This is a genomic window from Pseudoalteromonas phenolica, assembly GCF_001444405.1.
GTDB classification, from domain to species: domain Bacteria; phylum Pseudomonadota; class Gammaproteobacteria; order Enterobacterales; family Alteromonadaceae; genus Pseudoalteromonas; species Pseudoalteromonas phenolica.
Map to the genome: position 1 here is coordinate 1,728,307 of NZ_CP013187.1, position 24,539 is coordinate 1,752,845.

The window sequence follows — 24,539 nt, forward strand, 5'->3', positions numbered from 1 at the left end:
ATATCAATCAATGTTAGTAGAGCAAGTAATATGAAGTTTGATATTAAAGAAGAAGACATGATCATTAAGCCACATAAATCTGAGGGCCCGATTTATGTGCGCGAACAAAAAGGTTTTTTCCAAAAAATCCGTCGTAATCTTGGCTGGGTTTTAATGTTGACCTTTATTGCCATCCCTTGGCTGCAATATAACGGCCAGCAAGCAGTTTTGTTTGATGTAGGCAGTCAACATTTTAGAATTTTCGGCCTCACATTTTTACCACAAGACTTTATGATTTTGGCTTGGGTATTTATGGCAGGGGCGTTTGCACTTTTCTTTGTGACCAATTGGCTGGGCCGAGTATGGTGTGGTTATGTGTGCCCACAAACCATTTGGATGCTCATGTTTACTTGGGTTGAGCACCGTATTGAAGGCAGTCGTAATAAACGCATAAAGCTAGATAAAAGCCCTTGGGGGGCAAAGAAAGTTGCCTTAAAAACTGCAAAACACAGTGCTTGGTTAGCTATCTCTCTCTTCACTGCTACGTCGTTTATGGCGTATTTTATTCCTGCACAAAAATTATATATCGACATGTTCACTTTAGAATGGTCAGGTCTAGTGAGTTTTTGGGTATTCTTATTTGCATTTTGTACCTATGGTAATGCTGGGTTTTTAAGAGAAAAAATGTGTACTGTTGCTTGCCCATATTCACGTTTTCAATCTGTGATGTTTGATAAAGACACACTATTAGTAACCTACGATGCAAAACGCGGCGAATCACGAGGTAAACGTAAACGTAAACAAGATCCAAAAGAGCTCGGCCTTGGTGACTGCGTTGACTGTAACCTGTGTGTAGAAGTTTGCCCAGCAGGTATTGATATTCGAAATGGTCTGCAATATGAATGTATAAACTGTGGTTTGTGTATAGACGCTTGTGATGACACGATGGATAAATTTGGCTATGCCAAAGGGTTAATTAAATATCAAAGTGAACACGAAGCATCTGGCAAAAAAACCAACCCGTTTAGGCTAAAGTTACTTGGATATGCAACTCTTACTGCGTTGATTATTTTAACTATGGTGGTGTGGGCCTTTAATCGTACTCCAATTGAAGCATCGGTTATCCGAGATCGTAATGCGTTATATCGTGTTAACTATGAAGGGTTAGTTGAAAACCCTTATACATTAAGCGTAATCAATAAAACGCAAACCACCATGAGCTACACGGTTAGTCTAGAGGGTTTAGAGAATGCTGAACTCAATGTACCTGCTGTGATTGAAATTGAAGGTGGAGAAATGTTGCAAATCCCCGTTACCGTAATTAAAGACGGCTACGACTTAAAGCTCAAAGCGACACCAATTAGTTTTACAATTGAGTCTAAGCAAAGAGCAGATATAAAAATAACGAAAGAAAGTTACTTTTATAAAAACTAACCAACCATTATGGGGGCCGAAACGAGCCCCTTTTTTAATGCTACCAAATTATACTTATTTCGAATTTAACAAACTTGTCTTGGCACCATAAAATTGTGACTGATAGATATCTGAGATAAGTTAATTACGCTAGCTTTGATAAAGGTTCAATCTCATAATTAAACTTAATGTTTTAATGAAAGTTCACTTTTCTTTGAATTCGTTAATTAAGCTCTCTTGTAATCTTTTTGGTACCCACCGTAACATCGTAGAAGCATACACCTGAGATGCTTTTATGGTATTTAAACTCTTGTCTACCTGTTTTAAAAAGCGTTTGCTTTCACCTGATTTGTTACAACCAACGAAACCAAGTACTGTTTTTGGCGCCTCAGATATATGTAATTGAATAAACTCATTTTCACGATTTAATTGAGATTGCAAATAAAGGTGCTCACCCGGATATCCAATAATTAAATCTACCCTTTTTTTGAGCAACATATAGGTCAGGCTTTGTAATGAATCTTTACCAGCCCGAATAATCAAATCTTCTTGAGGAATTTTGAGTATTATTTCATCTACATTTTGCCCATATGAACGTTCAGTAGACTTACCCAACATAAGGTTGTGTTTAAATATTAGATCTTTTAAAGAGGTCGCGGTGATATGATCTGGCATTACTTTACTAGCTACATCTTTGTGCATCGCTATGGTAGGTGCTAAACCAATCGTTGAGTACTGTTTAGAAAAATGGAATAGCTTTTTTCTCTGTTCAGTTTTGTATAGGGACAACATACATGTGATTTGTGAACTATGTTGCAATTCAAATAATGCACGGCTTGACGGAATTAGCATGTAATTGAATTGGTATTCTGGCATCGCTTTTTTCAAAAGATTGATGACTTCTTCATCTCTGCCTTGCCCTTTATGCGTTCCATCAAAAATATAATAGGGTGCGAAATCCACTTTCAAGAATGTAACGTTTTTTGCTAATGATTGAAAACAGGTTAAAAAAGCAAAAATAATAATAAAAGTCTTAATCATCTTGATACATTTTTATTGCACAGGTGTTAAGTGTAGCAAATGATAAATATAAGATTCTAAACAAACAAATTCTTTACAATTATTTATCAAGTGATAGATTGATTAGGAGATAAAATCTCATTGCCAGCTTATCGTTATCAAGTGGTAGAATATGGAAATTACAAACAAGAGTCTGAAAATAAGGACCAGTATTTATGCGAACATTAATTGTATCTGACATCTTTGGTTTTACAAATCAGTTAAAAAGCTTTTGTGCCCAATTTTCTGGAGAAGTAAAAATTATTTCTCCTTATGATGTGTCTACACCGCTAAATGAGCTCCAAGAGCAATTAATGTATGACAAATTTATAAACCGGCTGGGTCATGATGGATATGCAGACAAAGTACAAGAAGCGCTTATAAATTTTAGCCCTGACTATATAATTGCTTTTAGTGCTGGTGCAACAGCGGCTTGGCGCGCTTTGGCCATGACGCCTTTGAAGCGCGTTCAAAAAATGATTGCCTTCTACCCAGGTCAAATCAGGCACTTTACAAGTTTAAATCCAAATTGCCATGTAGATATATATTTTCCGGAGGCTGAACAACATTTTGATATAAAGCCGGTTATTGTGGCGTTGAAAACAATTCCTTGCCTTCATGTCATCAAGTCTAGGTATAAACATGGCTTTATGAATGAATTGTCAGAAAACTTTAACCGAGATGCTTACCAGCACTACTCCCAGATATGTTTAAAAGAACAACAAAATCTTCAAGAAATAACAGACAACCACCAACTTTCAGCTCAGGTGTAGATTATTTTTTCTAATTTACAAGTAGCTTATTGAAAAACAAAGTTAAGTATCTGCTTTGGTCACATAAGACATTTAAACTATACTTCGTTTTGCACACCTAAATCTGCACTGAGAGTATGGAAATGCCTAATTTATCCTCAAAAAAAGTTTTATCAACATTGATATCTGTTTCTTTAATTCAACCTTTTTATTCATATGCGACCGATAGCATTGAGGTGATCGAAGTTTACGCGCAAAAAAGAAAACAACTAGAAAACAAAGTAAGCATTACAGTAAACCAAATTAAAGGTGAGCAGATTAATAATACGGGGCTCAAAGATACTACAGACTTAGGTTTAATGATTTCTGGATTGAAAATTAGTCAAAATGCAGCTGAAGGTACACCTCCCGCGATAAATATCAGAGGAGTAGGCTTAATAGATTATAACACTGCAAACACGTCACCTATCGCAATCTATTCTGACGGGGCATCTGTTGGCTCTGCAAACAATCAACTGCTTAACTTATTTGATATTGAGCAAGTTGAGGTGTTAAAAGGTCCGCAAGGAACATTATTTGGTCGTAACAGCACTGGCGGGGCAATACTCATTCGCAGTAAACGTCCTGATGCCGGAGACTATGGCCAATTGACTATAGGAGCTGGAACAGATGCTTTGTATAAAAGTAACGGCTTTTATAATCTTCAGATAGATGATACCTCAGCTCTAAGAGCGTCGTTTAATCATAACCGCTATGATTATACAAGCCATAACATTTATCCGACTTCGCCTGAAGCTGGTATGGAGCAAAATGACTTTCGTTTAAGTTATCTAGGTCAATGGGAAAAGATAGAGTGGTATTTAAAGCTAAACTACAGTCATTGGAATGGTATTGCCCAACCTGTTGGAAATATAGGTATTTATTCGGACCCAACTAATCGAATTATGTGTTCAGTGCCTGAAATTAATGCAGGAAAGTGTGTTGATGCCTTTGGTTTCAATGATGGTGTTGATGATTTTTGGGTTGTAAGCGTGAACAATGATTCACCACATCACGGAATAAATAAAGGTTGGACAAGTGAGTTAAACTGGCAAATACGTGATGAAGTATCTGTTATTTGGTTGAACAGCTTTAACCGTTTAGATAGGCAGCATGCATTCAATTGTGATGGTTCTCCAGCAAGGTTATGTGAAGGACAGTTGGGTGTTAAATCTGAGGTATTAAATAACGAAATTAGACTAAACTACGAGCTAGGTGATGATCATCTGACTTTAGGATTATTTTCACTCCACGAAAGAATTTATCAAAACAATTACAATGACATTTTAAGAGATTTACGTGGTACAGAGTTTGGTGCTAACTCTGCGAATTTCTTTTATGATAATGATCTGATTAATAAGTCCTTTGCGATTTTTGGACAGTATGATTGGCAGATTAAAGATGACTTGATTATCACAACAGGTCTTCGTTACTCAGATGAAGTCTTTGAATATGATTCACTTAGTAATATAAATGTTGTAGTTGACACAAATTCGTTAGAGGGGGTTTTGTTACCTTTTTACCATGTGATTGGAAAGGTTGAAGATGATGATGTATCAGGAAAGTTTGCGATAATTTACTCTCTAAGTAATAACCATTCAATATTTTATAATTTGAGTAATGGTTATAAAAGTGGTGGTTATAATGGGGGGTATTTATCAAGTCCAGAACAAGCTATGCTTGCAGATTATGGGCCTGAGGAAATCGTTTCTAATGAAATTGGTGGAAAGTTCATAAATGACGATAAAACCTTAAAATTAAATTGGGCTTTGTATCATTATAACTACACTGGTCAACAAGTATTTATGAACCAGCCTTCAGCTGTTGAGGGAGCACCACCAATTCAATTACTTGAAAATGTTGGGAATTCAAAAATATATGGGACGGATATTGATGTTAAATACCGATTGACCGATACGTTAAATACCAGCTTAGGTCTTAGTTACATTCCCCACGCAGAGTTTGAATCATTCATTGATCCTCTTGGAAACGTATTAACAGATAATCGCCTACCATTTACCTCTGAGGTAAATATCAGTGGGGCAATTACATATAACACTAATTTTGAAAGTAATATTGACGTATCAACAACGCTAGGTTTTGACTATCAATCAGATTACTATTTTGATCAAAACCAAAATATATTAGCTCAACAACCAAGTTACACTTTGTGGTATTTAAATAGCCAAGTCGCTTATGAAGACTACCAAGTTAGATTTTGGGTTAAAAATTTGTTTGATAAAGAGTACAGTCATTTAAAGTTCGATTTATCTAGTTTCTTAGGCATGTTGGAAGACTTTAAAGGCGAAGGTAGGCGTGTAGGTTTAGAGGTTTCTTATAACTTTTAACTAAATGATGAATAAATATAAGCTTTTTTGGCCAACTTAATGCGTAAATTGATCCTTGTTCTTACGCTAATTTTAATGAGTCTTGTGTGTGCAAAGTCACACGCAAAGACTTTTCATTATCATCATAATTTGCAAGAGACTAATCTGCACGATTTAGCTTTACTCTTACAGTCAAAAGAGAACGTGACATTCCCTGAAAGTTACCAGTCGGTAAACCAATGGCAGCAAAACTTAGAAATACTTGATAAACGCGCACTATTTGGTGGCAAATACTGGCTTGTAACAGAGCTTGTAAACCATACAGATGAAACAGAATTTGTTCTTTACCCTTACAATACAGTTGTTTCAAGAATAGAAAGCAAGCTTTTTAGTGAAAATGGAACAATACAAACGGTTTTGACCGGGGGGGAAGTGAGTAATGAATTCGCTTTTCACTATGGTAATACAATTCATTTAAAACCTAATGAAAAGTATTTCTTAGTAACATCATTTGAAAGTGATTTCTTTTACACGCCTATCAAATTTGTGATTAAGCCTAAAAAGGATTTTGAAAAACTCGTTGTATCTGAAAACATCATTATGATTTTATGTTTTGGTGTCGGTTTAGTACTTGGGTTATATAACCTACTTATCTATTTTGGCTCAAAAGATAAAACACACTTGTATTACGCATTTTTTGCAGTTTGCTGGGTATTTGCATGGAGCCATTTCTTCCATATCTCAGACCAATTATTTGGTTATTATTCGCCAAACTTGCATTGGCTGGGTTTTGCATTAACACCGTTAACGAACATCCTGTTTTATATTAATTTACTGAAACTTAAAGAAACGCACCCCAGAATAACGAGTGGCTCTCTCGTGTTGGGCGTGGTCGCAGCTTGTGGCGTGCCAATGGCAATGTTGTTTCCGAGTTTTGGGTTTCTTTGGGCTACAATTGTAACGGGCTGCGCACTTTGTCTTGGATTATATGTTGGTTTTCTTCGAATAAGTGAAGGGTTTAAACCAGCAAGATATTTTGTACTGGCCTATATCGCTATGGCGATACCCAACATGATTGGCAACCTCACTAATCTCGGTGTGTTGCCTCCGTCTAGTTTAAACTTATATCTCCTTGGTTTAATTGGCACAGCGATGGACGCCTTATTATTGGCATTTGCCGTGGCTGATAAGTTTAGGCTAACAAATTTAGAAAACATTGAGCTGAATAAAAACCTTGAACAAAAAGTACAACAAAGAACACAAGAGCTCGAAGATCTAGCATCAGAGTTACGGGATGCGAGTGAAGCTAAAAGTCGTTTTTTGGCAAATATGAGTCATGAAATTCGCACTCCTATGACCTCTATAATTGGTTATGCTGATGGAATGCTTCTTGGTGATATTAAACCCTCAGAAAAAGGTCATGCTATTAATGTCATTCTTCAAAATGCCAGGCATGTACAAAACTTGATAAATGACATACTGGATATGTCTAAGATTGAAGCTAACAGGTTGGAGGTTGAATTAATTGAAGCAGACATGTTCCGATGTATCGCGGAGATTGAATCTCTTTTAGGCAAACAAATAAGAGATAAAGGGTTAGAGTTTGAATTGAATTACCTCTTTCCATTACCAAATTTAATTGTTATTGATCCGACGCGTTTTAGACAAATTTTGTTGAATTTAACTTCAAATGCACTCAAATTTACAAGTGTTGGTAAGATTTGTATTGATGTGTCATGTTGTGAAGAGAAACTTAGGATCTCTGTCAGAGATACAGGTATTGGCATGACTAAAGATGAAATAAATTCTTTATTTACTGCTTTTCATCAAGCTGATACATCGACAACACGCCGTTATGGCGGCACAGGACTAGGTTTAAATATCTCAAAGAATTTAGCAAAAAAACTGGATGGAGATATTACTGTAGAAAGTCATGTTGGCTCTGGGACGACATTTACTCTTGAACTTGGTTTATATACTACTAAGGATAGCCAATGGATAAGCAACCTTGATGAGTTACCACAATCGAAACTAGATTTGAGTTCTATTGATACTTCTGAATCTCTAAAGGGAAAAGTGTTATTAGCAGAAGACCATCCTGATAATAGAAAACTAATTACAATCATACTTGAAGGAATGGGACTTCAAGTTATTGCAGCAGAAAACGGACAAGAAGCGGTTCAAGCTGTGTTAGACCATGAATTTGATTTAATTTTACTCGATATTCAGATGCCAATAATGGATGGTGAGGAGGCATTTAAGTTTATTCAAGCAACGGGAGTGAGCTCTCCTGTGTTGGCATTAACAGCAAATACTATGACCCATGAAGTTGAGCGGTATTTAAAAATGGGCTTTACTGACCATTTGTCGAAACCTATCGACAGAACAAAGTTCCATAAGAAAATTAGTCATTATCTCAATTTAGAGGTAGAAGAATTAAACCTTCCAATAGGTGAATTTGAAGCACTACAAAATAACTATCTTCAAGGATTGGATGAGCAAAAGCATCTCTTACATTCTAGTTATCAAAACAGTGATTTTGTGGCGTTGAAAAGACATGTTCACGCAATTAAAGGAACTGCGGGCATGTTTGAGTGTCATGAAATTCATAATTATGCGACACAACTTGATGAGCTTTTAAAAAGTGGAAGTATAGAGGGCGTTGATGTATTACTAGACCTTTTAATTAGCGCCATGACAGATGCCTCTAAAACTATTTTCAGCTAGATCCTAACAGGGTTATTCAGGTTTTTACTTCTCATAAGAGTTACTGCCTTCTTAGTATTCAAGCCACATACAAAAAATAAGACTTTACATCTTTATAGCTCTTGGTGGTATATTGTATGCAAAAATAGTTAAGGAGCTAATGTGTATTCTAATAACACGTCAGGATTTGGGAAAAGTTTTTATGTCGCCAATCTCATGGAAATCTTTGAGAGGTTAGCATGGTATGGTTTTTTTGCAGTGTCATCTATATACATGACAACACCAAAAACTCAAGGTGGTGTGGGGTTCTCTGATATTGAGAGAGGGGCAATTCAAGGGATCATTCCTTTCTTTTTGTATTTGTTACCTGTTTTAACTGGTGCTCTAGGTGATCGGGTTGGTTACAGAAAGATGTTTATCACCTCTTTTGCCATTATGGCGCCGAGTTATTTTCTACTAGGCCAAGTTAAAGAATTCTGGCCATTTTTTATTGTACTCAGTTTTGTTGCTTTAGGTGCTTCATGTTTTAAGCCAGTTGTTGTTGGTACTATCGCCCATAGCACGAATGACAGTAACAGAGGTCTTGGGTTTGGTATTTTTTATACCATGGTAAACATTGGCGGCTTTTTAGGGCCTTTAATGGCTGGGGCTATGCGAGCAATTAGCTGGGATGCTGTTTTTATGATGTCCGCTGCCTGGGTATTGCTAAACTTTGTACCTGTTTTGTTTTTCTACAAAGATCCTCCTTCATTACAGAAAATAAAAGGTAAAAGTTTGAAAGAAACGATAAATGAGGCTCAAAGTGTATTAGGAAATGGTCGTTTAGCTTTAATCTTATTTGTTTCCATTGTATTACTCATGTGTGCTGGTGTTGAGTGGTTAACCTATCCGCAAGCGTTTGTGGCAATTGCACTATGGCTCATACTGAATCTAGTTTGGAACTTTTTTTCAAAAGAAAATGCAACTAGCTGGTGGCAAGAGAAAGTAAAGGTTAGCAATCCAAAATTCGCGATTTATCTTGCTATATTAACGGGTTTTTGGACTGTCTATAACCAACTTTTTTACACTGTCCCTCTGTTTATTCGGGACTTTGTTGATACCAAAGACTTAGTTCAGTTCTTATCATTATTCGGGCAGGGGGCTGTCGATTTCTTTGCCTTTGTAGATGAAGAAAAAATTTCTGCAGCTATAGTGGCTTTGTTTAATGATATAAAGTTGAACAACGCTATTGAATTTGAAACTTTGAGGCTGGAGTGGGTGCATTTAAAAGTGAATGTGCCAACTAACGAGTTAGCGAACTTGGTAACCGAGTTACGTTTAATTGCAAACAACACAGACGAACTAAATAGTACACAAGTACAAAACTATACAGCTAACCTCTTGGCATATCGACAGGTTAATCCTGAGTATCTAATTAACTTAGACTTTGCCGCAATTGTTATACTTCAGATTTGTGTGAGCTTGCTTTGCCAAAGATTCAAATCTATCTACGTTTTAATTGCCGGGTTGATTGTAATTGCTTCAGCATTTCTTTTTTTAATCGGGGCTCAAAACAAAATGGTTGGTTGGGTGATAACCATTGTAATTTTATTAATCGCATTGGGAGAAATGCTGACATCGCCCAAGAGTCAAGAGTATGTTGCAAGCATAGCCCCAAAAGAACAAGCAGCCTTGTATATGGGATATTACTTTGTTTCTATGGCATTAGGCTTTTTGTGTGCAGGCTTTTTGTCAGGCTGGAGTTATGCGAATTTGGCAATAGGTATGAATAAACCAGAACTAATGTGGTTACTGTTTGTTGCTATTGCTGGTGTAACGTCTATTGCACTGTGGTGTTTCAATATTTACTCAAAAAATATTGCCGCAGAGCAGGTGGTAGCAATCCGCGATAACACTTAATCATTTTTTGAGATTAAACCTGATGATAGCTTCGTTAAAAATTGCTTACTTAGAGAAACTAAATAACGAAAAATTTACCTTGCCTTCATGGATGTAGGTACTTCAGCAATAGCAGGACGCGAGAACAGTGATACCAACAAGGTTCTGTTGTTTCAAAATAGACCTCTTAGTTAAGCTGGTTGATATTATAGATTAAAGTCGAAAGCGTTAACCAAGGCAATAATAGCCCTTAGTGTAAACACTAAAGGCTTTTTTCTTGTCTATACAAGTGTTGAAATTACATTATAGATACCAAAATAGAAGGTAACTCACTAATAATGCAGGGATTGCCGAATATAGAGTGGCAATTAAAGCTGCCTTAGGTGCCATTGCTAAAGCAGGGAAAAGTGCGTCTCCGTCATTTGATATGGTATTACCTACTAAAGCACTAAAAGGAATAATGCCTTGTATATACAATGTGGTGATGACTATTTGAGGACCACAACCTGGTAATAAACCGATTGCAACAGCAATTAATGGGGCGTAAATCGCATACTCAGTAAACCAAGTTCTAAGGTCTAGTCCAAAGACACCCACAGCTATTTCATAAATCATAAAACTTGCTATTACCCAGGCTGTTACAAAATGAGTGTCTTGAATTATTCTAGAGAACTTACTCGGAGGCGATACCTCTTCATCTTCTGCGGCAATCTGTTTATAGGTTTTTCCTTCTGAAGAAAATGCCCAAATGGTTACTGCGATGGCTGCGAACAATGCACCAAAATAAGTAATTGCATTATCAAATTCACCAAAATCTACGTTAAATGCAATGAGTAAAGAAATAATTAAACAAGGTGCTAGGAAGTATTTCCATAATTTTTCGCCAACATGAATTGCCTTATTAGATTTCATACAATCATGAGTATAGTTTGCGGTTTTTTGAGGGTGGCAAAATGAGTCAGCATGGAACAAATGTACAATTAAACCACTTATTATGCCTGTAGCAACGCCGATACTAATTACACTCAAAGCTGCAAAAGGATCTTTGGCTAGAAGAAGAAAAGCAGCGTCTCCCATCGTAGCAGTTAAAACAGCAACAACTGAAGCAAAGCTGGCTTGTTTTTTGGTAAATTGAGTAACTACAATAATAGCTCCACCACACCCTGGTAATGCTCCGAGTATTGCTGCAAAGGTAATTTCTAATGTAGGTGATTTTGCCTTTAAGTAACTAAGCTCAAGTTGAGGTAATCTGTCAACTAAATAGTAATAAATAAATAATGTTGCTGCGACAAAAACAGTGACCTGAAAAAATGCATCTGCAAGGGTAGGAATTGTTATGGTTCTTATTGGTTCATAGAGCAAAGATAGAAGGATACAAGCAGGTAAAACAAGTCGCTTATTGGCAAGCATTAATGCAAGTGAATTGAGAACAGGCGAGTGCCTTAACGTTGTGAGAGTTATCATAAAGTGCAACCAATAAATATTATCAGTTGCACTTTAGTGTTAATTTAAATAAAAATCAATCTCATTTGGGTTTATTTGCGTTTAAATTCAGCTCCAGCTTTCCATGTTGGCCATTCAGCTTGTTGAGAAACGTCATAGCCGACTTGGAAGAACAGCTGTAAATCTTGAACTGCACCGCTTAAATCCCATTCATCACGGTATCTATCACACGGTTGGTGATAACAGCCTCGAAGTACCAAACTCATTTTTTTACGATAGTTTGCTGTTGCAGAGTCTAGTGCCTCTGTACCTCCACCAGCGTACATTGCAGGTACGCCCATGTTTGCGAATGCAAAGTGATCTGAGCGGTAATAACCACCTGATGCCGGGCGTGGATCTCCAGAAACTACTCGCCCCTGAGCTTTTGCCGCATCAGCTAACATTTCATCAAGACTTGATTTACCGATACCCACAACGCTGATATCTTTCACCTTACCTAGTAGGTTTAAGCTATCCATGTTGATATTAGCAACAGTCTGCTTTGCTGGAATAACAGGCGTATTTGCATAGAATTTTGAGCCAAGCAAGCCTTGCTCTTCCGCAGTTACTGCTAAGAAGGTGATAGAACGGTCTGGACGAGTTGGCAGCTTAGCGAATGCTTCTGCTACTTCAATCATACCACCAGTACCCGTGGCGTTATCATGCGCACCGTTATAGATTTGGTCACCTTTGCGGTTTTTATCTATACCCAAATGGTCCCAGTGTGCAGAGTAAACAATGTGCTCTTCTGGTTTTTTGCTACCAGGTAAAGTCGCAATAAAGTTATAAGACGTTGATGTCTTAATTTTGCTTTTTACTGTAACCGACGCGGTTAAGTCACCCATGTCAACATGATAGGCACCTTGTGCCGCTTTTTTCTTAGCATCCTCAAAGTTCAGACCCGCTTTTTCGAACAGCTCTTTAGCAACATCGACAGTTACCCAACCTTCAACGGCCACACGATCCATGTTTTTATTTTCTTTTTGGAAGCCAAATTGCTCACCACTCCATGAGTTTTCTACAACACTCCAAGGGTAAGAAGCTGGTGCTGTTTCATGAATGATAATCGCACCCGCAGCACCTTGACGGCTCGCTTCTTCATATTTGTATGTCCAGCGGCCATAGTAGGTCATAGCTTCACCGGTGAACATACTCGGATCTTTAGTCGCAAAGCCTGGGTCATTAACCAGCATTACAACCGTTTTACCTTTAACATCTAGGCCTTCGTAATCGTTCCAACCATATTCTGGGGCATTCACACCATACCCAACAAACACCATTTCAGAATTGTTGATAGACTCAAGCTCGCTAATGCGGCCTGTGCCCATGACCATTTCTTTCTTGTATTGGTAAGCTTTACCACCAATGACTAACTCCATGTCAGAGTCAGCTTCAATAGAAACAAGCGGTACTTCTTGGAAGAAGCTATCCCCATTGCCAGGTTCATAACCTAGTGCTTTAAAGTGTTTTGTTAAGTAGGCTAGAGTAAGCTCTTCACCTTTTGAAGAAGGGGCACGGCCTTCAAATTCATCAGAAGCAAGTGTTTTAATGTGCTCTGCAAGTTGTGTTTCGTTGATGCTTTTATAAGCGGCTTGAATATCGTTAGACGTGTTACTTGTTGATACGCAACCTGCAAGCACTGCTGTTGCAATTGCGCTAAGTGTTATTCTCAGTTTCATAATCACTTTTTTCTTTTAATTAAAATCGCTTAAGTATACACATTTCTAGACTGCTTGTTCGAGTTAAAGCGATTAACTGCCTTAGTTGGCGTGAAGACAAGTTTACGATAAAATCGCAAAAATTTTTAAGTCTGTAGTCCTATGAAAAGATTTGTTGCCTCAGAGACATTTTCTCAATCTTGTCTTAATAATGGTGCTTTTGGGCATCTAAATACATTGTTTAACCTCAACTCACATACAGACTGGCCAAGTTTTGATTGGTTAAACGGGTTAAAAGACTTAAAGAACCCACAAGGGTTAAATATTCGCTTTACACCTAACTCTGAATTAGAAAATGAAACACGATACTACGAAGCAATTATCTTCGAAACAGGGCAAGTGCCAACACGTGAGCAAAACTGGCATGACTTATTCGGCGCTTTCATTTGGTGTCTATTTCCAAAAACCAAAGCACTTCTGAATGAATTGCATATTGAAGAAATAGAAGCGCACGGCACTAAACAAAGAAGCAAAAAAAGAAATGCAATCACATTATTTGACGAGTGTGGCGTTATATTAGTGGTCAATAATGATGAAATAATTTCTCAGCTTAAATCACATCAATGGTCTGAAGCTTTTGTGGAACAAAGAGCACAGTGGAGTAAAAACTATTTACCTTTTACATTTGGCCACGCTAACTACGAAATGATGACCAACCCATTTATTGGGCTTACAGGTAAGCTAGTTTGTATTAAAGCTGCAGAAAGTTTTTATCAATTAAGCTTAGAACAGCAATATCACTATTTAGATGCACAGCTTTATCAAATGATTAAAGATGGTTTATTAGAAGACAATAAAAAGATGTCACCCTTACCATTATTAGGTGTACCTTCATGGTATGAAGAAAACAAAGAGGCAAGTTTCTATGCTAATACCGATTATTTCCGTCCAAAACGAAAATAATAGGGTGTTAAGACAATAAAAAAGCGGCTATATAGCCGCTTTTTTGATGCTGTAAGATTAAGCTTTTATTGCTTTCGTGATTTCAACAACTGCTGAATCAATATCAAGCATTAGTTTTTCACCTGTAATACGGTTCTTAAGCTCAACCTTATTTTCGTCAAGGTTACGCTCACCGATAACAAGTGTGTATGGAATACCAACCAGTTCCATGTCATTAAACATCACACCAGGGCGCTCTTTACGGTCATCGAATAACACATCAACACCAGCAGCCTGGAATTCGCTGTATAAACGCTCTGCAATATCAGGAATACGATGCGACTTGTGCATGTTCATTGGCACAATAGCAAGTTCAAATGGCGCAAGTGTTTTTGGCCACTTAATACCAAACTTATCATTGTTTTGCTCAATCGCAGCTGCAACGATACGAGATACACCAATACCATAACAACCCATTGTCATGATTTGGTTTTTACCGTTTTCGCCAAGCACGCCAGCATTCATTGCTTCAGAATATTTACTGCCAAGTTGGAAAATATGGCCTACTTCAATACCACGTTTGATATGTAGGGTACCTTTTCCACAAGGGCTAGGGTCGCCTTCAATCACGTTACGAATATCTTCGACTGTGTATTCTGTTACATCACGGTCGAAGTTGATACCACTGTAATGAACACCATCTTTGTTTGCGCCAGCAACAAAGTCAGCCATCACTGCAGCACTGCGGTCAACAATGATTGGCATATCAAGGCCTACAGGGCCTAATGAACCAGGACGAGCACCAATGGCAGCGACAATGTCTTCTTCTTTTGCCATTTCTAGTGGAGAGTCTACGAGCTCCAGTTTTTCAGCTTTTAATTCATTTAATTCATGGTCGCCACGAACGATAAGTGCAACTAAACCACGTTCTTCATTTTCATCTGGTGCACCATAAACAATAAGGGTTTTAACCCCACGGTGTGGCTTAACACCATGTTTTGCTTTTAGCTCTTCAATGGTTTTTGCTTCAGGCGTATCGAAAGAGTTTAATTCTTTTGATGGAGCAGGGCGTGCTTCGCTAGGTGCAACTGCCTCGGCTTTTTCAATATTTGCTGCGTAATCACTAGCATCACTGAATGCAATTGCATCTTCACCTGATTCTGCTAACACATGGAATTCATGAGAAACACTACCACCAATTGAGCCTGTATCTGCAATTACTGGACGGTAATCTAGACCTAAACGCTCAAAAATATTGCAGTACGCTTGGTGCATTCGTTGGTAGGTATTATCAAGACACTCTTCTGTCATATGGAAAGAATAAGCATCTTTCATGGTAAATTCACGTGCGCGCATTACACCAAAACGAGGACGAACTTCGTCGCGTACTTTAGTTTGAATTTGGTAGAAATTAATTGGTAACTGCTTGTAGCTATTAATTTCTTTTCTTACTAAATCTGTGATCACTTCCTCGTGTGTAGGGCCAAGCGCGAACGGACGGTTATGTCTGTCGTTGATACGCAATAGCTCAGGACCAAACTGTTCCCAGCGGCCAGACTCTTCCCACAGATCAGCAGGTTGAATAACCGGCATAAGTAATTCGATTGCACCGGCTTTGTTCATTTCTTCACGAACTACTTGTTCAACTTTACGTAAAACTTTCAAGCCTGATGGCAACCAAGTGTACAAACCTGATGCAAGTTTACGGATCATGCCTGCACGAAGCATAAGTTGGTGGCTGATAATTTCAGCATCAGAAGGCGTCTCTTTTAGAGTCGCAAGAATATATTGACTGGTACGCATGGTGGTTCCGTTCGTATAGTATTTTGTTTTTCTAGAAAATGGCCGTTAGTTTAGCAGTGCTAACGACCCATACAAAGTGTTTATTAACGTTCAATACTGATTTCTGTGACAAGATTGTGTTCACCGTCGACTTGCCAACGAATATTGTAATGATACAAGTTCATTCCGTAAGCCTGTGTGCCTGCTTTGTGTTTTTTGTAAGCAGGGCGGGGGTCTTGCTTAAGTACATTGGCAATAAACTCTGGCAGTGATTTATCTGCTTGCGTTGCCAAAAACTCAGCCGCTTGCTCTGAAAACTCAACAGTCATTAAAGTTTCTGGGCGGGTATCAGCAAAACCTGCAGAAGCTTCAGGCATGGCATCTGAATAAGGTAAATAAGGCTTTATATCGATAATTGGCGTGCCATCAAGTAAATCTATCCCAGATAAAAGTAGCGCGAGTTGACCGTTTTTATATTCAACCCCCTCTAATTTCACTGCACTCATGCCAATGCCATTAGGTCTAAAAGTGGCTCGGGTTGCAAATACGCCTTTTTTTTCATTGCCGCCTAAACGCGGCGGACGGACAAGTGCAGAATAGCCTTTGTCAGCGGTTTCGTGAAAACGAAACAACAACCATAAGTGTGTAAACTCTTCGATACCTCGAACAAACTCTTCGCGACTAAATTCTTTACTAAAGATAAGTTTGGCTTTTGCCTCAGGCACTAAACGGGGCTGTCTAGGTATGGCAAATTTTTGTTTATAAGGTGATTGAATAAAACCGACAGGCTCAATTTGGTAGTTTTCCACAAGCAACTAAATATAAAAGAATAGATATCCCAATTGTAACTTTTATATGTCGAATTAACCATGTTGAGTAGGTGTAATGGGTTGTAATAGGATTATTTTGTAAAACAACATAATCTTATTCATGTTTTACCACTTGAAGTTTCAAACATATGACGGATAAGAATAACGAACCAGGCTTTATTGCTGATTACCCACAATCTTTAATGCATGATCAAGAGTTGTTAATGAGTGCTAGAGCGTCAGCCCTAAAAGACTATTTTGCATCAAGAACGGCGTTTAATCTTAAAGTTGAGAGTAATAACGAGAATGGGAGTGATGAAAGTGAACAGGAGGTTTGAGCACAATATTGACGTTGTTTGCAGGAAGGTGACTTTAAAATATCGCTGTGAAGAATTGCACAGCTCTATTAGAGACTCACTTATTTCTAGAAAAATGAGGTTAAACGAATTAGGTACATTACTCCAAGAAGGGTTAGTGAGTCCGAGAAATTTTGAACTATTAATAGAAGAGCAAAAGTCATTATTAATTCATGATTTAAAAACCAACACACATAACCAACAACAAATAAATGACATTGCAAATATGGCCATTTATGAATTTGCTAAACACTCTTTAAATTAAAACAACTTATTCTTCAACAGTGCGATGAAGCAAGGATTCAGTTTCAATCGCTATTTCTTTCATTTTGATTGCATATTGCTCTAACTTTTTCTGTTCTTTTGTTTGTGCTTTAAATTGAGGCACTGGTACAGGGTAGCCTGCTTTATCCATCGCAATAAAGCTAATAATGCAGTGATTACTTTCAGATAGAATATTGTTTTGCGGGTCGCCACATTTTACGCGAATGAAAATTTGCATGCTTGTTTTTCCGGTATGTGCAATTTGCGCTGTGACTTCAACAACTTGACCAACTAGTATAGGGCGTTTAAATCTAACGCCAGCGACTGATACTGTGACACAATAGCTGCCACTCCAACCTGCTGCACACGCATAGCCGGCTTGATCTATCCATTTCATCACAATGCCACCATGCACTTTACCACCAAAGTTTACGTCTGTGGGTTCTGCCAAAAATCTAAAAACAAGTTCAGATTGCTGATTCATATGTTTCAACCTATTGCGATTAATATTATAAGTATAGTCAAGAGGCTGTAAAACGAAAAAAGGGCCTTTAGGCCCTTGTGCAATTTAGGAGTAACTCTATAAGTTTACATATTTGGGTAGTTTGGACCACCGGTTCCTTCAGGCGTCACCCAAGTGATGTTTTGACTAGGATCTTTGATGTCGCAAGTCTTACAATGGATACAGTTCTGGGCATTAATAACAAACTGTTTCTCACCCTCATTTTCAGCAATTTCGTAAACACCTGCAGGACAATAGCGTTGAGCAGGCTCATCGAATTTTGCAAGATTAACGTTGATAGGTATTGCTATATCTTTTAACTGCAAATGGCAAGGTTGCACTTCTTCGTGGTTGGTATTCGATAAAAATACAGAAGATAACTTATCAAAGCTGAGCTTACCATCAGGTTTAGGGTAGCTAATTGTGTCACATTCACTTGCAGGCTTCATACATGCGTGGTCCAAGCTTGTATCTTTGAACGTAAACGGTAAAGAGCCATTAAAAAAGTTTTGATCTAGGGTGTTATATGCGCCACCTAAAATACTACCAAACTTATGAATAACAGGACCGAAGTTACGTGATTGATATAACTCATCATATAACCAGCTTGATTTGAATAACTCGGCAAATGAACTTAAATCATCAGTCGGGTTTTCTTGCGCTAGAGCCTCTATAATTGCATCAGCAGCTAACATGCCTGATTTCATTGCGGTGTGATTACCTTTGATTTTGGCAAAGTTCAATGTACCCGCATCACAGCCAATCAATAAGCCACCGGGGAAATGCATTTTAGGCAGTGAATGGAAACCACCTTTTGCAATAGCTCTTGCGCCATAAGCGATACGCTCACCACCTTCCAGTGTTTCTTTAAATACAGGATGGTGTTTCATTCGTTGAAATTCATCAAATGGACTCAAATGTGGATTCGAGTAATTCAAGTCAACGATAAGGCCCACAACGACCTGATTATTCTCAGCATGGTACATAAATGAGCCACCTGTGGTATCGCCTGTTAGTGGCCAACCAGTGCCGTGTACAACTGTGCCTTCTTTGTGCTTACTTGGATCAATTTGCCATATTTCTTTAAAGCCTAAACCATAATGTTGTGGTGTTGCGTCTTTATCTAGTTCAAACTCTTTGATTAATTGTTTACCTAAATGGCCGCGGCAACCTTCAGCAAATACTGTATACTTTGCTCTAAGTTCCATGCCTGGCATATAGCTATCTTTAGGCTGACCTTCTCTGTCTAGGCCCATATCGCCTGTGACAATGCCTTTAACTTGATTGTCTTCAATAATGAGAGAGTGGGCACTGAAACCAGGGAATACCTCAATACCTAAGCTTTCAGCTTGCTCAGCAAGCCAGCGACATACATTACCCATAGACACGATATAATTGCCATCATTCTTGAATGTCTTTGGGATCGCAAAATGAGGAATGCTGGTGGCGTTTTCTTCATTTTTGAATAGATATATTTCGTCTTCGGTGACTTGCGTATTTAAAGGTGCGCCTAAAGTTTTCCATTCAGGTAATAATTCATCCAGAGCTTTCGTTTCAAACACAGCACCAGATAAAATATGAGCACCGACTTCAGAGCCTTTCTCAACAACGCAGATCATTAATTCTTGTTCTTTTTGTTGTGCTTGTTGAGCCAGACGAATTGCACATGAAAGGCCTGCAGGTCCTGCGCCAACAATTACAACGTCAAACTCCATCGTTTCGCGTTCGACCATATTATCCTCACTTATCTTGACGGTAGCGTAAACGTTTAAATGTTTTATTGTGAACTAGCTATATGACGCAATCTTGATCTGGACCGCTATAAAATCACTCTGAACACATTAAAATGGCTGACGGAATGCCAAATAAACGTTTATTTAAATATTAAGTTTTTTATAAGTTAATCTAAGGTTATTTTAGGTTGACGTTTACGTCAACAGGAAGTAGGCTGATTGCATTAAATAAATGTATTGACGTTAGCGTCATCTTCAAGAATTAACCAGATCATGGAGTAACTATGAAAGTACTTGTGCCAATCAAACGCGTGATTGACTACAACGTCAAGGCAAGAGTAAAGCCTGATAACAGTGATGTTGATTTAACAAACGTAAAAATGGCAATGAACCCTTTCTGTGAGATTGCGATAGAAGAAGCAATCCGATTAAAAGAAGCGGGGATTGCGACAGAAGTAATTGCCGTGTCTATTGGTGATAAAGCTTGTCAAGAGCAGCTTCGCACAGCTCTAGCACTAGGTGCTGACAAGGCAATTCAAATTGATACAGATGCAAAGCTTGAATCAATTCACGTTGCTAAATTACTAAGCAAGCTTGTTGAGCAAGAGCAACCTGAACTAGTTATTCTTGGCAAGCAGTCGATTGATTCTGACAATAACCAAACAGGTCAAATGCTTGCGGCACTAACTGGTCGTAGCCAAGGTACATTTGCTTCAAAAGTGGTTGTTGAAGGTGGTAAAGCTTTAGTTACTCGTGAAGTTGATGGTGGTTTACAAACTGTCTCTCTATCACTTCCAGCTGTTGTAACAACAGACCTACGATTAAATGAACCCCGTTATGCTTCTCTACCAAATATAATGAAAGCAAAGCGTAAGCCATTAGACGTGGTTGCAGCTGACAGCCTAGGTGTTGATTTAGCACCTCGTACTGAGCTTTTAAAAGTTGAAGAGCCGGCTAAACGTGAAGCAGGTATCATTGTTGAAGATGTAGCAGAGCTTGTAAATAAATTAAAAACTGAAGCTAAGGTGATCTCATGAGTGTATTAGTAATTGCAGAGCACGAGCAGGGCGCTCTTAAACCTGAAACAGCTAAAGTTATCAATGCAGCTGCAAAGATTTCAGACAATATCACAGTGTTAGTTGCAGGCCATTCAGTCGCAACTGTCGCTGAATCTGCTTCTAAAATCGCAGGTGTTACGGCAGTAATTGTTGCTGATAAGCCTGTGTTTGAACATCAGCTAGCAGAAAGTACTGCGGACTTAGTTGTGGAGCTTGCTGCTGATTATTCACATATTCTTGCGAGTGCTTCAACCACAGGTAAAAACACTTTACCTCGTGTAGCTGCTTTACTTGATAAGTCGCAGATTTCTGAAATCATTGATGTTATTGATGCAGATACTTTCAAGCGACCAATTTATGCGGGTAATGCAATCGCAACAGTTAAATCTTCAGAAGATAAAAAAATTATTACAGTGCGTGCAAGTGCATTTGATGCGCAAGGTGAGCAAGCTGCAGTTGCAATTTCAACTGTCGAAAGTGCTGCTGATAATACCCTTTCTGAATTTGTTTCTGTTGAACAAACTGAATCAGAACGCCCAGAGTTAAATGCTGCGCCTGTCGTGATTTCAGGTGGTCGTGGCATGCAGAATGGCGAAAACTTTGCGCTACTAAATGGTATAGCAGATAAACTAGGTGCTGCAATAGGTGCTTCACGTGCTGCAGTTGACGCAGGCTTTGTACCAAACGATATGCAGGTAGGTCAAACAGGTAAGATTGTTGCTCCAGACTTGTATATTGCAGTTGGCATCAGTGGTGCCATTCAGCATTTAGCGGGTATGAAAGACTCTAAGGTCATTGTTGCTATCAACAAAGACCCAGATGCACCGATTTTCCAAGTTGCTGACTATGGTTTAGTAGCAGACTTATTTGATGTGTTGCCTGAACTAGAAAACGCATTATAAAAACAACAATAGTTTCTGGTTGTAAAGCCGCGCTCCATTCCATGGTCGCGGCTTTTTTATTACACAGTAAATTGACTGACTAAGGCTCTCAGGTGTGAGGCTTGTTTATCTAAAGACGCCCCTGCATGGCTGGTTTGCTCAACAAGCGAGTTGTTTTGTTGGACACTTTGGTCAATTTGTTTTATTGCTATATTAATTTGCGACACGCCATTTGATTGCTCATTACTTGATAGCGCAATATCATTCATAAGTTTTGACAGGGTTTGTATGCTACTCACAATATCTCGTAGAGTATTGCCAGATTGCTCTGCAAGCATTAATCCATTATCAACCTTGTCAGCACTGTCTTTAAGTAAACCTGAAATTTCTTTAGCAGCGTCTGAGCTTCGCTGGGCTAATTGACGTACTTCGGCTGCAACCACAGCAAAGCCTCTGCCTTTCTCTCCAGCTCTTGCGGCCTCTACAGCAGCATTTAATGCAAGTAGATTAGTTTGAAATGCAATACCGTTAATGACTTCTATTATATTAGAGATTTCATTTGAGCTATCGCTAATGGCTTTCATAGCAATAACAGTATTGTTAACTAACGTTCCGCCTTCAATGGCTTGTTTATCCGCATTTTGTGCATGCTCGTTTGCTGTTTGAGCGTGTTTAGTATTACTAGTTACCTTATCAGTAACTTCTCCCATAGAAACAGTTGTTTCCTCGATGGAAGCTGCCTGAGACTCTGTAGAAGAGTTTAAATCTTGTGTTGATTGGCTGATTTGAGCTGATGCTTTTGCAACAGTATTTGCTGTGTCATTTATTTCTGTCACCATTGAAGCTAAGTTTTCAATACTCTGATTGACTGAATCTTTTAAATTCGCAAAGTCGCCAGAGTAGTTTCCTTCAATTTTTTTAGTCAAATCTCCGTGTTCCAATGCATTCATTACAGCGATACATGACTGTAGAGGGGTTGAGATGGCATCTAATGTATCGTTGATTGATGAAACGATAACTTTATATGCTCCTTGATGTAATTCGATATTAGCACGCTTTGATAATTCACCTGAGTTTGCTGCACTTGCTAACATTGACGTATCATTTAAGAGCAGATTTATGGCTTGTATACTGGTTTCAAAGCTGGTCAAGATTTTCTCAAAATCCCCATTAAATTGTGTTTTATCTACACTAGGTATTTGGCCAATGGCAATGCTGTCTAAATATTGAGAGGTAAGTTGTACTGGTTGTATGATTGCATCAAGGGTTTGATTGATGCCTGTAATAATAGATTTAAATTCACCATTATGTGCGTCAGAATCAGCACGATGTGATAATTGACCAGCTAAGGCTGAATCAACTAAGAATTTTGAATCAGAGATCAGTAAGTTAATTGCTTTTGAGCTTTGCTCCAACGATTGCTTTATTTTTAAAAAGTCACCAGAGTAGTTACCTTCAATTTTATCAGGTATTTCACCACGTGAAATGGCAGTGAGATATTTTTCTGTTTGTTGAACGGGCGAAACAATAGCATCAAGTAGCCGATTAATGCCTTTGCTCAGAGTCAGCATGAAGCCGTTTAAGTTGTGAACGTCTAACCTAGCGTCTAGCTGACCTGATACTGCTGAATTAATAATGTCGTCTACTTTATTTTCAGTATTTCTCTGTTCTGTTAGATCAATGAGTTCAACTACCACACCGATTACATTATTTTCATCATTTAATACTGGGCTTGCTGTAATATTCATGTAAACATGATCGATATTCATTTCGAATTGAACTTGTTTGGTTTTCGCTTGCTTAAGGTGTTCTTCATAGTCACTCGACAATATTTGTATAATATTAGCCCCGGTCAGTTTTGGAGGGCTGTTGATTAAACTTTGATAGCGATTGAACAGTTCGTTTGTTTGATTATTTGCGTAAATGATTTCATTGGTTTCTTTGTAAAGTAATACTGGTGAAGAGGCATTGTCCAATGCTTGTTTAATACGACCACTTTCTTCTGCTTGTAACTTTTGCTGAAGCATTTGTTGGGTTAATTGCTCGTTAGCTTGACGAATATTCGTTTGCATCTTGTCAAGAGAAGTAAGTAAAGCACCAATTTCGTCTTTACTAGTCGAACTGATTCTGTTCTCTAAATTTCCATTAGATATCTCAGTTGCGACTTGTGAAGCTAATTTTATAGGGCGTGTTATCCAGTGCTGAATTAATAAAGCCATGGTCACGATTACAATAAAAGAAACAGTTAAGGTGATTACAGTACTTTCAAAAATCGCAACTTCTTTTTCTGCGCGAAGCCTACTCACTGCGCTTTCAACATACTGATCTATAGATTGGTTTAATTCTTTCAAATGTTTTGCGGCTGCTCTATCTATACCTTTTACGGCTTTATCTCCGTCTTGCGTATTGTAATTAGCATTCTTAAATTCAGACAAGCCAATACGATATAACTCGCCAAGTTTCTTGTGCTCGCCTTTAAAGCTATTGAGTTGCATCAGAATAGACTTGGGTAAATATGATCCAGACATCAGCTCTGAGGTTGATTTTTGTACAAAAGCTTCTTGTTCTTCGAATTGTTTGAAATATTTGTCGAATTGTTCAGGGTTTTCACCACGAATAAGAATATTTTTCCACTCTTGAACCTGAGTTTTGAAAGTATTTAAGATGAGATTGACTTTAAGTTGGGCACTTAACTCTTCTTGAATAAGTACATCATATTCTTGAGTTATATATTTAACGGAGTTAATTGCGAACATTGCGCTCATTAGTACTAAAGCAAGTCCACTAAATACAGTTGTTAATAACTTTGCTCTTACAGTCTTCATCTTACTGTCCTTGAATTGTTTCAATTATATGAAGACTAGTGAAATATAATATTAATTCAATGTTTTGTAAGGAATAAAATAAAAAAAGGCCAAT

General features: G+C 38.1%; 18 protein-coding genes. 10 read left to right on the forward strand and 8 right to left on the reverse strand.

From position 1 onward, the window contains the following. Positions 1-30 precede the first annotated feature (30 nt). Positions 31-1,413, forward strand: a complete 1,383-nt coding sequence (gene ccoG, locus PP2015_RS07620) for a cytochrome c oxidase accessory protein CcoG (protein ID WP_058029698.1) — start codon at positions 31-33, stop codon at positions 1,411-1,413. Positions 1,414-1,596: 183 nt separating this feature from the next. Here ccoG and PP2015_RS07625 read toward each other — a convergent pair whose 3' ends face one another. Continuing rightward, the gene (locus tag PP2015_RS07625; protein ID WP_058029699.1) at positions 1,597-2,433 is read right to left on the reverse strand and encodes a TIGR02285 family protein; all 837 of its coding nucleotides are present in this window, start codon (positions 2,431-2,433) and stop codon (positions 1,597-1,599) included. Positions 2,434-2,627: 194 nt separating this feature from the next. On the opposite strand from PP2015_RS07625, the gene PP2015_RS07630 reads away from it, so the two are divergent. The 4 genes from PP2015_RS07630 to PP2015_RS07645 all read left to right on the forward strand — a co-directional run bounded on the left by PP2015_RS07630 (position 2,628) and on the right by PP2015_RS07645 (position 10,174). Next, positions 2,628-3,224 carry a hypothetical protein gene (locus PP2015_RS07630; protein ID WP_058029700.1) on the forward strand — a complete coding sequence of 199 codons (597 nt, stop codon included), beginning with the start codon at positions 2,628-2,630 and terminating at the stop codon, positions 3,222-3,224. A 116-nt stretch (positions 3,225-3,340) separates the two neighbouring features. Continuing rightward, complete coding sequence (locus PP2015_RS07635) at positions 3,341-5,590, forward strand: TonB-dependent receptor (protein ID WP_058029701.1); 2,250 nt, start codon at positions 3,341-3,343, stop codon at positions 5,588-5,590. Positions 5,591-5,629: 39 nt separating this feature from the next. Then, entirely contained in the window at positions 5,630-8,296 is a 2,667-nt protein-coding gene (locus PP2015_RS07640) for a 7TM diverse intracellular signaling domain-containing protein (RefSeq protein WP_058029702.1), read from the forward strand. 195 nt (positions 8,297-8,491) lie between these two features. Next, positions 8,492-10,174, forward strand: coding sequence for an MFS transporter (locus PP2015_RS07645; protein ID WP_083496637.1), 1,683 nt, complete (start codon positions 8,492-8,494; stop codon positions 10,172-10,174). A 282-nt stretch (positions 10,175-10,456) separates the two neighbouring features. Here PP2015_RS07645 and PP2015_RS07650 read toward each other — a convergent pair whose 3' ends face one another. Both PP2015_RS07650 and PP2015_RS07655 read right to left on the reverse strand, forming a co-directional pair. Next, positions 10,457-11,617, reverse strand: a complete 1,161-nt coding sequence (locus tag PP2015_RS07650) for a putative manganese transporter (protein ID WP_058029704.1) — start codon at positions 11,615-11,617, stop codon at positions 10,457-10,459. 71 nt (positions 11,618-11,688) lie between these two features. Next, positions 11,689-13,314 carry a M28 family metallopeptidase gene (locus tag PP2015_RS07655; protein ID WP_058029705.1) on the reverse strand — a complete coding sequence of 542 codons (1,626 nt, stop codon included), beginning with the start codon at positions 13,312-13,314 and terminating at the stop codon, positions 11,689-11,691. A 141-nt stretch (positions 13,315-13,455) separates the two neighbouring features. On the opposite strand from PP2015_RS07655, the gene PP2015_RS07660 reads away from it, so the two are divergent. Beyond that, positions 13,456-14,256, forward strand: coding sequence for a DUF3025 domain-containing protein (locus PP2015_RS07660; RefSeq protein WP_058029706.1), 801 nt, complete (start codon positions 13,456-13,458; stop codon positions 14,254-14,256). Between the two features lie 57 nt (positions 14,257-14,313). On the opposite strand, the gene PP2015_RS07665 is transcribed toward PP2015_RS07660, so the two are convergent. Further along, positions 14,314-16,038: a proline--tRNA ligase gene (locus PP2015_RS07665; protein WP_058029707.1), complete on the reverse strand. Its 1,725-nt coding sequence runs from the start codon at positions 16,036-16,038 to the stop codon at positions 14,314-14,316. Between the two features lie 83 nt (positions 16,039-16,121). After that, complete coding sequence (tsaA, locus tag PP2015_RS07670) at positions 16,122-16,826, reverse strand: tRNA (N6-threonylcarbamoyladenosine(37)-N6)-methyltransferase TrmO (protein ID WP_058029708.1); 705 nt, start codon at positions 16,824-16,826, stop codon at positions 16,122-16,124. 149 nt (positions 16,827-16,975) lie between these two features. Between tsaA and PP2015_RS07675 the strand changes: the two genes are divergently transcribed. After that, positions 16,976-17,164 (forward strand): hypothetical protein, encoded by a 189-nt coding sequence (locus PP2015_RS07675; protein ID WP_058029709.1) that lies wholly within the window; start codon positions 16,976-16,978, stop codon positions 17,162-17,164. Further along, positions 17,148-17,447 (forward strand): hypothetical protein, encoded by a 300-nt coding sequence (locus PP2015_RS07680; protein ID WP_128724408.1) that lies wholly within the window; start codon positions 17,148-17,150, stop codon positions 17,445-17,447. The genes PP2015_RS07675 and PP2015_RS07680 overlap by 17 nt, the downstream gene beginning before the upstream one ends. A 6-nt stretch (positions 17,448-17,453) precedes the next feature. Here PP2015_RS07680 and PP2015_RS07685 read toward each other — a convergent pair whose 3' ends face one another. Both PP2015_RS07685 and PP2015_RS07690 read right to left on the reverse strand, forming a co-directional pair. Continuing rightward, on the reverse strand, positions 17,454-17,930 hold the full coding sequence (locus PP2015_RS07685) for an acyl-CoA thioesterase (RefSeq protein WP_058029711.1): 477 nt from the start codon (positions 17,928-17,930) through the stop codon (positions 17,454-17,456). 104 nt (positions 17,931-18,034) lie between these two features. Then, positions 18,035-19,681 carry an electron transfer flavoprotein-ubiquinone oxidoreductase gene (locus PP2015_RS07690; RefSeq protein WP_058029712.1) on the reverse strand — a complete coding sequence of 549 codons (1,647 nt, stop codon included), beginning with the start codon at positions 19,679-19,681 and terminating at the stop codon, positions 18,035-18,037. A gap of 284 nt (positions 19,682-19,965) precedes the next feature. Between PP2015_RS07690 and PP2015_RS07695 the strand changes: the two genes are divergently transcribed. Further along, positions 19,966-20,718, forward strand: a complete 753-nt coding sequence (locus tag PP2015_RS07695) for an electron transfer flavoprotein subunit beta/FixA family protein (RefSeq protein WP_058029713.1) — start codon at positions 19,966-19,968, stop codon at positions 20,716-20,718. Then, complete coding sequence (locus PP2015_RS07700; RefSeq protein ID WP_058029714.1) at positions 20,715-21,641, forward strand: electron transfer flavoprotein subunit alpha/FixB family protein; 927 nt, start codon at positions 20,715-20,717, stop codon at positions 21,639-21,641. Before PP2015_RS07695 ends, PP2015_RS07700 begins: the two co-directional genes overlap by 4 nt. 59 nt (positions 21,642-21,700) lie before the next feature. Here the strand turns inward: PP2015_RS07700 and PP2015_RS07705 are convergent, their stop codons facing one another. Next, on the reverse strand, positions 21,701-24,445 hold the full coding sequence (locus PP2015_RS07705) for a methyl-accepting chemotaxis protein (protein WP_058029715.1): 2,745 nt from the start codon (positions 24,443-24,445) through the stop codon (positions 21,701-21,703). Positions 24,446-24,539: the final 94 nt, after the last annotated feature.

Coding starts and splice junctions, on each gene's coding strand:
- PP2015_RS07625 (WP_058029699.1), bottom strand. CDS start 2,433: ATGATTAAGACTTTTATTATTATTTTTGCTTTTTTAACCTGTTTTCAA.
- PP2015_RS07675 (WP_058029709.1), top strand. CDS start 16,976: ATGACGGATAAGAATAACGAACCAGGCTTTATTGCTGATTACCCACAA.
- PP2015_RS07630 (WP_058029700.1), top strand. CDS start 2,628: ATGCGAACATTAATTGTATCTGACATCTTTGGTTTTACAAATCAGTTA.
- PP2015_RS07635 (WP_058029701.1), top strand. CDS start 3,341: ATGGAAATGCCTAATTTATCCTCAAAAAAAGTTTTATCAACATTGATA.
- PP2015_RS07645 (WP_083496637.1), top strand. CDS start 8,492: ATGGAAATCTTTGAGAGGTTAGCATGGTATGGTTTTTTTGCAGTGTCA.
- PP2015_RS07685 (WP_058029711.1), bottom strand. CDS start 17,930: ATGAATCAGCAATCTGAACTTGTTTTTAGATTTTTGGCAGAACCCACA.
- PP2015_RS07660 (WP_058029706.1), top strand. CDS start 13,456: ATGAAAAGATTTGTTGCCTCAGAGACATTTTCTCAATCTTGTCTTAAT.
- PP2015_RS07695 (WP_058029713.1), top strand. CDS start 19,966: ATGAAAGTACTTGTGCCAATCAAACGCGTGATTGACTACAACGTCAAG.
- PP2015_RS07640 (WP_058029702.1), top strand. CDS start 5,630: ATGCGTAAATTGATCCTTGTTCTTACGCTAATTTTAATGAGTCTTGTG.
- PP2015_RS07655 (WP_058029705.1), bottom strand. CDS start 13,314: ATGAAACTGAGAATAACACTTAGCGCAATTGCAACAGCAGTGCTTGCA.
- PP2015_RS07665 (WP_058029707.1), bottom strand. CDS start 16,038: ATGCGTACCAGTCAATATATTCTTGCGACTCTAAAAGAGACGCCTTCT.
- PP2015_RS07700 (WP_058029714.1), top strand. CDS start 20,715: ATGAGTGTATTAGTAATTGCAGAGCACGAGCAGGGCGCTCTTAAACCT.
- ccoG (WP_058029698.1), top strand. CDS start 31: ATGAAGTTTGATATTAAAGAAGAAGACATGATCATTAAGCCACATAAA.
- PP2015_RS07690 (WP_058029712.1), bottom strand. CDS start 19,681: ATGGTCGAACGCGAAACGATGGAGTTTGACGTTGTAATTGTTGGCGCA.
- PP2015_RS07705 (WP_058029715.1), bottom strand. CDS start 24,445: ATGAAGACTGTAAGAGCAAAGTTATTAACAACTGTATTTAGTGGACTT.
- PP2015_RS07650 (WP_058029704.1), bottom strand. CDS start 11,617: ATGATAACTCTCACAACGTTAAGGCACTCGCCTGTTCTCAATTCACTT.